The organism is Weissella sagaensis (assembly GCF_005405285.1).
In the GTDB taxonomy this organism is placed as follows: domain Bacteria; phylum Bacillota; class Bacilli; order Lactobacillales; family Lactobacillaceae; genus Weissella; species Weissella sagaensis.
The window spans coordinates 155654-168392 of record NZ_BJDT01000003.1; the positions used below are offsets into that span (position 1 = coordinate 155654).

Consider the following 12739-nt stretch of genomic DNA (forward strand, 5'->3'; position numbering starts at 1 on the left):
ATTTAAAAAGATCAAAACCACTTTAGTGGTTTTGATCTTTTTTTTATAACTTTTTTAATAGTGGTCGCAATAGTAGCGGTGCAATAATCGTTGATATAATAATGACAATAACCATATCCCCAAAAATATTCTCAGCAACAATGTTTGCTTGTAACCCAATTTGTGCAATAACTAATGCCATTTCACCGCGTGACACCATCCCCGCACCGATTGCACGAGCTGTTGGTTTATCTAGTTGGGCCATACGCGCGCCCCATTGCGCCCCATAATATTTTGTGCCAACTGCCAATACTGTAAGAATAATAATCAACGGCCAACTATCCTGTAAACCTGCTAGAGAAATATGTAAGCCAATCGAACCAAAGAAAATTGGATACAGTGTCCATTCACCAAATACATCAACTACGTGAGCCATCTTTGTTGTATCTACCATTCTATTTAGGACAGCACCAAACAAAAATACGATAATTGGTAGTAGTGTTGAAATACCTAATCCTTCTCCCCCAAAAACTAGTACGTAGACTCCCACTAACAACAATGCGATGATATCATCCAAAACTGCTGCACCTAATACAACAACCCCCACTTGTGACCCTAATTGTCCCGATTCACCTAGCACACTGATTGTAATTGATATTGAGGTTGCTGCAAAGACGATACCCCAAAAAACAGCAATATGAAAATCATAACCTAATATAATTGCAATAACTACAAATAAAATCAAAGGCACAATAACACCCCATATAGCAGTTAATGATGCACCTTTTAAATGCCGTTTCAACTGCCCCATATCAGTTGATAAACCAGCCGTAAACATTAATAACAACACACCAATTTCTGATAACGAATCTAGTGTTGCCCCGGTAGTGACCCAATTAAGTAGTGCAGGTCCAACAATAACTCCTGCAAATAATTGTCCGACCACCTGTGCAAATCCTAATTTTTTACTTATTTGCCCCAATATAAGCGTAATTATAATTAAGATAATAAGTTGCCCTAACAATATCATAAAAAAACCTCCAAAAAAAACGTACACAACAAGTCCCTAACTGGTTACCCACCCAGGAACTTGAAGCATACGCCCAACCGAATCTTATTTATTTTACTTTGATAAATTACGTGAGAACAAATTGCTAAAAGGTGATTCACCAGTATTTGCAACTTGCGTCAAGAAAATCTTGATTGCTGTCTGCGTAGTTAAACCTTGTGACTTAAAAATTTCATCTGCCTTGTCTTTGACATTATCCTCAACACGCAATTGAATTAACTTTTCTGCCATATCGCTCCCCCCTTCACAATTGTTGTTCAATTAGTATATGGATTATTATATCACAGCACACTTTACAAGTACCTTAAATATAAATCAAATACTTTTATTTTTTATGCAAATTGGCTAACATTTGATAGTAAATTTAAAACGAATTACTTATTTTCAGTATCAAAGATAATCGTAACTGGTCCATCATTTATTAATTGAACTTGCATATCTGCCCCAAATTCGCCTGTGGCAACAGTTAAACCAGTATCGCGTAATTTTTCATTAAATAGTTGATACATTTTATTGGCAAAATCAGGTTGCCCAGCTTTTGTAAAACTAGGTCGATTACCTTTTTTTGTATCTGCATATAACGTAAATTGCGAAATTGACAAAATTTGTCCTGAAATATCCTCAATAGACAAGTTCATTTTGCCGATAGTGTCTTCAAAAACTCTTAACTTGGTAATTTTTCTAACTAAATAATCTAATTCATCTTCAGTATCATTATCACTAATTGCTACCAACAGTACATAGCCAGCATCAATTTGACCAACAACTTTGTTCTCAATAGATACATCAGCTGATTTTACTCTTTGTAGTACTACTCTCATTACTTAAATGCTCGCTTTACTTCATATACATCTTTAATATTACGAATGTTAACCATAATAGATTCTAATTGCGTTAAACTCTTCACCCCGACGCTAACTGAAATACGCACATCATTATTATGATCAGTCCGACCATTAACAAAATTAAGGGAACGCGTTGTGTTATTAATCATGCGAATAACATCATTTAATAACTTATTACGATTAGTTGCCGAAATTTGTAAATCTGCATCATATTCAGTCTTATTGTTTCCTTGAGGATCATCCCAAGTAACATCAACTAAACGATTACCTTGAACTGTCGCCGCCTTAAGGTTAGGACACCCTAGTCGGTGGACAGAGACACCGCGTCCTTTTGTAACGTAACCCACAACTTCATCCCCAGGAACTGGGGTACAACAGTGACCCAACCGAACCAACATATTATCTACACCTTGAATGACAATACGATCTTCACGATGAGTATGTGTTTTATTATTTTTGACAGCTTTTTCAATTGTTTGATGTTGCTCTAAAATTGCCTTTTGCTCTGCCTCTTGTCGAGCAGCTTCAATTTCAGCACGTTTTTCTTCGGTAAAACGATTTGCTACACCTTGTGGCTTTATATCGCCAAATCCGAGTGACGCATACATATCATCAACAGCTAGATAATGTAGTTTTTCTGCAGCCCGTTCTTCGTTTTCGGGTTGCATGAGTTCTTCAACATTATAACCTTCTTCTTCTAAAGCAGTTGCTAGCATCATTTTACCTGCTTCAACATTATCTTCTCGATCTTGTTTACGGAAATATTGCTTAATTTTATTACGAGCACGTCGTGTTGAAACCATTGATAGCCAATCACGGTTTGGTTGCGCATTTGGTGAAGTTAAAATTTCAACGATGTCCCCTGTTTTAATGGGGAAATCCAATGGTACCATGCGGTCATTAACCTTCGCACCAACCGTGTGATTGCCCACATTGGTATGAATTGTATAAGCCATATCCAATGGGCCAGCTGTCTTTGGCATTTCAATCACATCGCCTTTAGGTGTGAAAACAAAAATACGATCTGTAAACAAGTCTCCTTTAACAGATTCCATAAAATCATCCGCATCTTGTGCATCGTCTTGCAACTCTAAAATACCTTGAATCATATTTAACTTTTGTTGATCTGCGTTTTGGACGTCTGCACCAGCAAAGTTACCTTCTTTATAAGCCCAATGCGCTGCAATACCAAACTCTGCGATTTCATGCATCTGGTATGTTCGAATTTGTACCTCTAACGGACGACCTCCTGGCCCAATTACTGAAGTATGCAAAGATTGATAGCCATTTGCTTTTGGCAAGGCAATATAGTCTTTAAAACGGCCTGGCATTGGTGTCCAGCGAGCATGAATGGCACCTAATACGGCATACGTTTCTGGAATCGTATCAACTAATACACGAATCGCCAATAAATCATAAATTTCTTCAAAACGCTTATTCTTATCTACCATTTTACGATAAATTGAATAAATGTGCTTAGGTCGACCGTATACGTCTGTATGTTTCAATTTCAAGTCTGTAATAGCATGTTCGATTTCATCTACAGCCTGATCAACAATTGCCAAACGTTCTTGTCGACGTAAATTCATTGACTTAGCAATTTCATGGTAGGCTTCAAAATTCAAATAACGTAATGCCATATCTTCTAATTCCCATTTAATCGTCATAATTCCAAGACGATCAGCTAATGGTGCGTAGATTTCCAAAGTTTCAGAAGCAATGCGTTTTTGTTTTTCTTCAAGTAAAGCAGAAAGTGTTCGCATGTTATGCAAACGATCAGCCAGTTTAACAATAATCACGCGAATATCATGCGACATAGCCAACAATAACTTACGATGATTTTCAGCGAGTTGTTCACGTGATGATTTATATTTAATTTTTGATAATTTCGAAACACCATCAACAATTACCGCAACATCATGTCCAAATGCGCTTTCAACGTCTGCCAATGTTGCTGTCGTATCTTCAACAACATCATGTAAATATCCAGCCACCACTGTATCCGGGTCCATATGCAATTCAGCCAAAATACCAGCTACTTGAATAGGATGAATAATATAAGGTTCACCAGATTTACGCCGTTGTTCTTCATGTAAATGTGCAGCAAGTTGATAAGCTTTATCAACTTTTTTGACATGCTCATCGTTCATATAGTTTGTCACTAATTCATGCACGTCTTGTGCCGTTAACCGTTTTGCTTCTGCCATAAAATCATCCTCTATTTTTAGATTCACGCCGATTGGGATTTAGTACCCGCAGCATTGTATCTTCCTACTAATCTGAATAGTTAATCTATTCTAACCCATTCAATTGGTGTTTGTATTGTATCTTGTTTACTTTTTTGATAATTTGTTAAGAATTACGTTTAAAAATCACATTATTCTCACCTAAAACACGCTGAATTGCTTGGATAGTTGCTTGATCATCTGCTAACCAATAAGTTTCATTTAACGCGATTTTACGACCATCACGTTCAAAAACCATTAGCACTGGATTAGCACCTAGATGCTGTTGAAAAATTGCCGGTAAGGTTTCTAATACACCTGCATCTTGGGCTGCCATCATGATGCGTAAATACCATTGACCAGTAGCCTGCATTTTTTGTGGCTGTAATTGCTTTTTAGTATTTAATAAATCATCCCCATTAGCTACCTGATTTGCAATCATTTGTAAGGCATCCCGTCCACGTTGCTGTTCAATTTTACCCGTCACAACTAGAACTTGTTCATTAACTAGCAAATGGCTAATCTTTTTAAACAAAGCCGGAAAAATTGTGATTGACAAATTACCTGTTAAATCAATACCATCTACGAATGCCATAGCATCACCTTTTTTTGTACGTATTTTTTTAACATTTTGTATATAAACAACAACTTTCACATGATTCATACCCGCTGTTAGATTAGCAATGTCAGTGCGTTGCGGCGCAGGTAAAGCTGCTAAATAAGGTTCAATAGGATGACCACTCAGATACACACCTAATACATCATGTTCATATGCTAGTTTTTCAGTTAATGGAAACTCTGCAACTTCCCGCATTTTAGGTGTTAAAGTTTCAAACAAAGACATCGACTCACCAGCTAATCCAATCGCATCGATATAACCTTGTAGTGACGCTAAAATTGTTTTGCGATTAACGCCAAAATCATCCAAAGCCCCTGCGTATACTAAAGGTTCTAGGTGGCTAACGTTTCTATATTTACTAGGTAGACGACCAATTAAATTAGCCAGATCTTTAAAGCGCCCATTTTCTTGGCGTTCTTGTAAGACCGCTTCTCTGAAGTCACGCCGCAAACCACTAATTGAAGCTAACCCCATTTGCAATTGACCCTGTTTATTTGTACTGTAACCTTGCCATGATGCATTTATATTGGGGCGTAAAATAACAACTTGTCGTAATTTTGCTTCTGAAATATACCGACCAATTTTTTTACGATCTGCAATTGCATCATTTAAAACTGCTTTATAAAAGGCTGCTGGAAAATGTGCTTTAATATAGGCTAACTGAAAGGCTAATTTTGAATACGCCACTGCATGTGAACGATTAAAACCATACTCAGCAAAAGTTTCAATATAACTAAATACTTGTTGTGCCACTTTTTCGTCATGTGCTAAAGCAATTGCCCCATCAACGAATTTTGATTTCATAGCAGCAATCTTTTTATGATCTTTTTTAGACATTGCGCGTCGTAATAAATCGGCTTCCCCTAATGAAAAACCGGCAAACTTTTCAGCAACCCGCATAACTTGTTCTTGGTACACAATAATGCCATATGTGGGGGCTAAAATATCAGCCATACTCTGATCAGGAACATCCTGCGCCTCTTCGTGATGTTTACGCGCCACGAAATGAGAAATATTTTGCATTGGACCCGGTCTAAACAAAGCATTTGCTGCAACAATATCTTCAAAACTATCAGGTCGCATTTGACGTAAGATGTTTTTCATACCGCCTGATTCAAATTGGAAAACACCATTAGTTAAACCATTTTGAAATAGTTTTAAAGTTTGTTCATCATCTAACGAAACTGTTGTAATTTTGAAATTTTCATATTCAGGTATTTTTTGAATTTCTCGAATCGCAATATCTAAAATATTTAAATTAGATAGCGCCAAAAAATCCATTTTCAAAAGTCCTAACGCCTCGACGGGACCTTTAGGCAATTGCGTTACAAGACGTCCATCTTCACCTAGCTGAACAGGCATATGTTTCACTAATGGCTCGGCCGATAAAACAACCCCGGCCGCATGTAGCGATGCATTACGTGGTAAACCTTCTAGTTTTAATGCTGTTTGATATAATAACTCCCCATCTACAGGTAAATCCATTAAAGCGTTACGAAACGGTAATGATGTTTCATAAGCTGCTTTTAAATTAGGGGTATCACGTGGTAAAGTTTTTGCCAAACTATCAATTTTACTAGGATTTAAACCGAAAACTCGGGCAACATCACGAATAACAGCTCGTTGCGCCATTGTCGAAAACGTAATAATTTGGGCAATACGTTCATGACCATATCGTTGGTGTAAATAAGTCAATATTTCTTCACGTCGATTATCTGGAATATCAATATCGATATCTGGCATCTGCCGACGCTCAGGATTCAAAAATCGTTCAAACAATAAATCATAAGCAATCGGATCAACATCTGTAATCCACAAAGCATAAGCAACTAAAGAACCAGCCGCCGAACCACGACCAGGTCCAGTCCGAATAGTATGTTTGTGGGCATAATTTAAAACATCCCACACAATCAAAAAATAGTCAGCAAACCCTAATTCATTAATAATTTTCAGCTCTTCATTTAATCGTTTTTCATAGGTTGTCGCATCAACGTGCAAGTCATGCAAACGATTTTTTAGACCTTCTTTAGCTAAAGTTGCCAAATAGTCACCTGATGTTTGGTGTTGTGGTGTTTCAAAATGAGGAACGGTAACAGCTGACTGTTCTAATTCAAACTCACTATGTGCTGCAATCCAATCTGTATTTTCGACAGCCTGCATTAAACCAACACGCTCATAAGTGCTAATCCAGTCATCTTCTTCTCTTAAATAAGCGGTAGCAGGATCTTTTTGCGCTAAGCCAATGTTAGTGATAATTTCGCCCTGTCCCAATTTTTGAATAGCTTGGGCAGCAAATTGATCCGACGCATTTGCATAATTGACACTATCATTTGCAACAATACGTGTTTTAGTTTGGGTGGCAATATCTTTAATAGCTTGTTGTGTTTGCGTGTTCATAGTTGTTGAAACGCCTAAAAACACATTATTTTTATCAACAATATTCGTTAAAGTTTTTACTAATGAAACGCCACGATCAGGTTCAGTTCCTAATACAACCGATAATTCCCCCATACTAGGTAAAATAACGTATAATCCTGCCAAATAATCCTTTAAATCCACTAGCGTAACTTTTTTTGATTGTGTATTAATAATGCTACTAATCGTTAAAAGATTATGATAACCCGTTTGATTCGCCACAATTAAAACAAGTGGATAGTCTTGTGAATTTTGCAAACCGACAATCTTAATTGTTAATCCTAAGATAGGTTTAATATTTGCGTTTTGTGCTGCTTGATAAAAATCATACATACCATAAAGGACGTTTTCATCAGTCATCGCAACGGCCTGATAACCTTTTTCTTTTGCCGTATTTACTAATTGTTGAGGGGTCATCGGGCTCCGCAACAAACTAAATGCTGTCATGGTTTGCAGTGGTACCATAATAGCCTCCTTTTTATATCACTTGATTCATTTATTGTAACTTATTTTCATTATAGCGATTACAAATAAAAAAGACCACTGACAACAGTGATCTCCTTGTCTTAAACGATAAGATGAAATTTATTTATCTGCATGTGGTGCAGCTGATTTAGAGATTGCGACATAAGTAATCGTGGCAATCACACCAACAACAACTGCAAACAAAGAAGTTACTGTTGCATCATAGGTTGTACTTTCTAAAGCACTACCAATGTAACCAATAATCTCACCTAAAACAAAAGTCCAAAAAAACGTTACAATATACTTCATATCAATACCCCTTAGTGTATTGCCAAAATGTTTTACAAGGTCATTTTACGCCCATTCCCTAAGTTTGTCACAGAATAATTAATGAATTTTTTTGGTTTTAAAAACGTGTATACTTTACCAAACGCCAGGCGTAATCATTATCATCATCAGCTGGGCCTTCATCAATTATTTCAGATTGCCAAACAGTTTGATCAACTGATGGCATTTTAACATCCCCCGAAAAATCTGTTTGTAAATAAGTAACATATAGCGTATCGGCAATGGCTAAAAAGCTATCATAAATTGCCTTGCCACCAATAACTTGTAGCTTTAGACCTTGACTATCTGCCAGTTGCTCTGCTTCTTTGGCAGAATAAACTTTCTGAAATCCCTCAGGCACTACTAATTTCTCATCATGTGTTAAAACCACATTTAGGCGATTGGGCAAGGGCCGTCCATGCAAACTTTTCATGGTATTGCGTCCCATCAACGCCATTTCATGAATCGTTGCTTGTTTAAAAAAATGTAAATCAGCCTTTTGATGCCATGGCACTTGCCCATTTAATGCAATTGTACCATCAAGCGTTTGCGCCCAAATCAAATTTTTTTCAGCCATATTAAGCCCCACCTTCTATACGTTCAGATAATTCTTCCCAACGTAACATTTTATTTTCTAACGTTTCATTCGTTTCATCAAGTGCTTTTTGTAGGTCCCCTAATTTCGTAAAATCATCTCCTTGAGTCGTCATGTCAACTTCGATTTCACTAATTTTATTTTCTAATGATGCCATTTCATCTTCAATGGTTTCCCACTCTTTTTGTTCTGACCATGTTAGTTTTTTCTTCTTAGGTGCTGTTGCTTTAGCTGTTGTCGTTGGCACAACAGGCGCTGGTTTAGCATCTTTTTTGGCAAGTGTTGGTACACCATAATCAGTTAAATAATCACTAAATCGACCATTATAACTGGCGACAACTCCTTCACCTTTGAATATCCAAAGCTTATCTGCAACTTTATCCAAAAAATATCGATCGTGGGAAACAGTAATCACTGTACCTGTAAATGTTTGCAAATAATCTTCTAAAACAGTTAATGTCCCAATATCCAAGTCGTTAGTTGGTTCATCTAGCAACAAAACATTTGGTTGTTGAATTAATAATTTTAGTAGATATAAACGACGTTTTTCACCACCTGACAACTGACGAATTAACGTACCATGCATAAATGGCGGAAACAAAAATTGTTCTAATAATTCAGCGGCTGATACATGGTTACCATCCCGATCGATCACTTCTTCAGCAACCTCACTCAAATAGGCAATCACGCGTTTATCATCTGGAATCGGTTCGGTAATCTGCGTGTAATATGCCATCTTAACGGTTTCACCAATTTCGATAATTCCTGTATCTAATGGTTGCTGTTTTGCAATCACATTCAATAAAGTCGATTTACCTGAGCCATTTGGACCAGTAATACCAATACGTTCATTTCCCTGCACTAGGGCACTAAAATCATCTAAAATTTTAAGCTGATCAAATGCTAAATTAGCATTTTGAATATTGATAACTTTTTTACCCAAACGTGTTTGCCCTAAATTAACCGCAACATCCTCTTCAACCTTACGAGTACCTTGTTGTGCTGCCAAATCAGCAAAGGCATTTTCTCGTGCTTTTTGTTTAGTTGAACGAGCTTTGGCACCAGCATGCATCCACGCTAACTCTTTTTTATATAGTTGTGCTGACTTGTGTTCAGCGACTGCTTCAGATGCCACTCGTTCAGCTTTAGCCGTCACATACTTTTCATAGTTACCATGATATTCATATAATTTACCAAATGATAATTCAAAAATGCGATTTGTCACATTATCCAGGAAATAACGATCGTGCGTTACGGTCATAACAGCACCCTTGTAATTAGCAAGATATTTTTCTAACCATGCAATTGAATCAAAATCTAAATGATTAGTTGGCTCATCTAATAACAATAAATCTGGTGCTTGAATAAGCACTTGGGCTAACCCAACACGTTTCCGTTGCCCACCAGACAACGATGAAATTGGTAAGTCTAAATTAGGTAGATGTAATTGTGACAAGATATTTTTAACTTCAGATTCAGCTAACCAAGCATCTTGTTGTGTCATTTGTTGTTCAAGTTTTGTATAACGTGACAATAACTTATCATCAGTTGGGTTTTGAGAATATGCGCCCAAAGCTGCTTGATAATCACGAATTAATTGGAATACTGGTTGTGCACCACTAAAAACGGCATCTAATACTTTTTTATCTTCATCTAAAGATGGTTCTTGTTGTAAATAGCCAATCGTATAATCATTAGGTGTTTCAATGGTTCCTGCATCAGCTGGTGTAATAGCAGAAACGGCATTAAGTAAGGTTGTTTTACCTGTACCATTGACACCAACAATCCCAACTCGGTCACCTGTTTCAATTAAAAACGATACTTGATCAAGTAACGTTTTCTCACCATAAACACTTTGCAGGTTTACTGCCCGTAATTGTTTCATTGTAAGTTATTTCTTCTCTTTCTGTACAAATTCGACAGCCGCCCTTAATAACATTTCTTTGTCATTAGACACTTGTCCCATTACGACTTGATACTCTAAATTAGCTAAAATTTTTCCAAATAACGGTCCAGGGGCTAACTGTAATTCTTTAACTAATTCACCACCGTTAATTGCTAATGCTTTTTTATCCTTGATAGGTAAAGCTTGATAACGTTCCGCTAACCTGTTGACATCAACATGCAACTCACTGAGTTTGATTACTGCTAAAGTTGTTGAGATAGCTGATTTCGTTTGATATAGTTGCCAATCGTCAACATCTTTAGCTCGCAAATCATTCATAACTGCCACAGATGCTTTAGCAATTTGAATCATATCATTTGGTTGCTTCCAAGCTTTTAAAAATCGACCTGTTGCCTCAGGATTTAGGCCTAATTCAAACGCTAGCAATGTCCAAGCTTGGTTATCAGTCACAGGCTGTCCTTGTTGTAACAGTAGCGCTAGTGCTGCTAAATCACGATCACTATTACCCAACATCGGCATATACTTGTTCAACCCACTTTTTATAAGTTCAACTAACCCATAACTTGCTGCCGGCCCCTGCATCAGTTTTGTAAATTCAATATTAATTCGTTCAATTGCAATATTAGCTAGCAAAGCTGCATTAGCCGAAATGGCAGCTAGCGTTTCATCATCAATTTTAAAGTCTAATTGTGCTGCGAAACGAACTGCACGCATCATTCGTAAAGCATCCTCATGAAAACGTTCTTCAGCTTTTCCAACTGCTCGTAAGACCTTTTCGTTCAAATCTGCAACACCGCCAAATAAATCAATTACTTCGCCTGTTTTTGTCAAAGCTAAAGCATTCACAGTAAAGTCACGTCGCTTTAAGTCATCTGTCAATGAACGAACAAAGGTTACCTCATCTGGACGCCTAAAATCTGTATAGGTTGATTCTGTTCTAAAAGTTGTTGTCTCATATCCTGTACCATGATCCAAAATCATCACCGTACCATGATCAATGCCTGTATTAACTGTTCGTTGAAAAATGCGCTTAATTTCTTCAGGATAAGCCGAAGTGGCAATATCAACATCATGAATTGGTTTATTTAATAGTGTATCTCGCACTGAGCCACCGACAAAATATGCTTCATACCCAGCAGCTTCAATTGTTTCCAAAATGGGTAACGCATCTGTAAACTCTGTTGGCATTGTATTAATTTTCATATTTAGCCTCCTCAATTTTTTACTATATTAAGTATAACAGACCAAGTCCTATAAAACGGTACGGTCTTTCATAGATTAATAAGTGTTCATTTATATTTAAACGTTGTCAACTAGCGATTTTGCTAATAATAAGGCATGTTCTTTTGTATCTACAACCCCCATAAAACCCGTACGATGAATAAATATAATCCATGGCTTATCAAGTTGCGGTAACGGTTGTTTAACTTCAAAACTACCATGACTGACTGGCACGCCTTGAATCATCCAATTCCCATCTTTTCTAGGCATCACAACAAAACGACATTTATCAAATTGTTCTACGTAATCTTTCCATGGCCCAGAAACTGGTAATAACAATATCTCATCAGATATAAAAGTTGCATTATTAATAACATCTTTTTCAGCAATTAATTTCGCAATAGTTTTATAAATACGATTATCTAACACACCTTTTGCAAATGTGATAGCGCGTTTAAAGCTTTCTAACTCATGATCTTCATCATAAAAATCATTGATAGCATCCGAAATCGTAAATGCCGGACTTTGATAAGTTGAAACCCCATTATCCAATGCATCAATGCCAATAATAAAACTTTTTTCTACATTTAATTTCGTTTTCATAATCAAATCTGGGGCAATATCTGGCATCATTTTTTTTAAATAGGTTTCACTAAATTTTTGCCAAATCAACCCAAAAGCTGCCATTGGCACACCATTTTCATGTTGCCTTTGATCGTCAATACCGTGATGATCAAATTCACCACCACCAACATCATATACAAAATTATTTTTATCATTTGTTATCTGTTCATCTCGTGTACGGACAAGTGGTAATTCAGGAAGCAGTTGTGTCAAAATAACACTTGCAAAGACATCATCAGCATGAAACTTACCATTATGTGTAACTAATTGTTGATACATTTTACTTAGCCTCCAAATTACTTGTAATCTTTATTTTCTATTTTACACGTGATTGCTTGATAAAAAAATGGTGCTTCAACAAAAACTACCTTGAAATGAAACAGCTACTATTTGAGGTTTCTGATCATCAAAATTTTGATTATATAAAAAATAGCAAATTACCAATTGAT

The 12739-nt window shown here is 36.6% G+C and carries 10 protein-coding genes; all 10 read right to left on the reverse strand.

The genetic code is table 11. The features are described from left to right. Positions 1–43: 43 nt before the first annotated feature. The 10 genes from FFM55_RS04455 to FFM55_RS04500 all read right to left on the reverse strand — a co-directional run bounded on the left by FFM55_RS04455 (position 44) and on the right by FFM55_RS04500 (position 12569). A complete protein-coding gene (locus FFM55_RS04455) occupies positions 44–1009 on the reverse strand; it encodes a cation:proton antiporter (RefSeq protein WP_042493849.1) in 966 nt (321 codons plus the stop codon). Between the two features lie 93 nt (positions 1010–1102). Continuing rightward, positions 1103–1279 carry a type II toxin-antitoxin system RelB/DinJ family antitoxin gene (locus FFM55_RS04460; RefSeq protein WP_002827374.1) on the reverse strand — a complete coding sequence of 59 codons (177 nt, stop codon included), beginning with the start codon at positions 1277–1279 and terminating at the stop codon, positions 1103–1105. Between the two features lie 143 nt (positions 1280–1422). Then, the gene (gene dtd / locus FFM55_RS04465) at positions 1423–1869 is read right to left on the reverse strand and encodes a D-aminoacyl-tRNA deacylase (protein ID WP_137600571.1); all 447 of its coding nucleotides are present in this window, start codon (positions 1867–1869) and stop codon (positions 1423–1425) included. Continuing rightward, a complete protein-coding gene (locus tag FFM55_RS04470) occupies positions 1869–4100 on the reverse strand; it encodes a RelA/SpoT family protein (RefSeq protein ID WP_137600572.1) in 2232 nt (743 codons plus the stop codon). Before FFM55_RS04470 ends, dtd begins: the two co-directional genes overlap by 1 nt. A gap of 145 nt (positions 4101–4245) precedes the next feature. Further along, positions 4246–7617: a DNA polymerase III subunit alpha gene (locus FFM55_RS04475; protein WP_137600573.1), complete on the reverse strand. Its 3372-nt coding sequence runs from the start codon at positions 7615–7617 to the stop codon at positions 4246–4248. Between the two features lie 120 nt (positions 7618–7737). Then, on the reverse strand, positions 7738–7926 hold the full coding sequence (locus FFM55_RS04480; protein ID WP_042493842.1) for a YjzD family protein: 189 nt from the start codon (positions 7924–7926) through the stop codon (positions 7738–7740). A gap of 97 nt (positions 7927–8023) precedes the next feature. Next, the gene (locus FFM55_RS04485; RefSeq protein WP_042493841.1) at positions 8024–8521 is read right to left on the reverse strand and encodes a dihydrofolate reductase; all 498 of its coding nucleotides are present in this window, start codon (positions 8519–8521) and stop codon (positions 8024–8026) included. A gap of 1 nt (position 8522) precedes the next feature. After that, positions 8523–10424 (reverse strand): ABC-F family ATP-binding cassette domain-containing protein, encoded by a 1902-nt coding sequence (locus tag FFM55_RS04490; protein WP_137600574.1) that lies wholly within the window; start codon positions 10422–10424, stop codon positions 8523–8525. A gap of 6 nt (positions 10425–10430) precedes the next feature. Next, positions 10431–11648, reverse strand: coding sequence for a CCA tRNA nucleotidyltransferase (locus FFM55_RS04495; RefSeq protein WP_137600575.1), 1218 nt, complete (start codon positions 11646–11648; stop codon positions 10431–10433). A gap of 96 nt (positions 11649–11744) precedes the next feature. After that, positions 11745–12569 carry an MYG1 family protein gene (locus FFM55_RS04500; protein WP_137600576.1) on the reverse strand — a complete coding sequence of 275 codons (825 nt, stop codon included), beginning with the start codon at positions 12567–12569 and terminating at the stop codon, positions 11745–11747. Between the last annotated feature and the right edge of the window lie 170 nt (positions 12570–12739).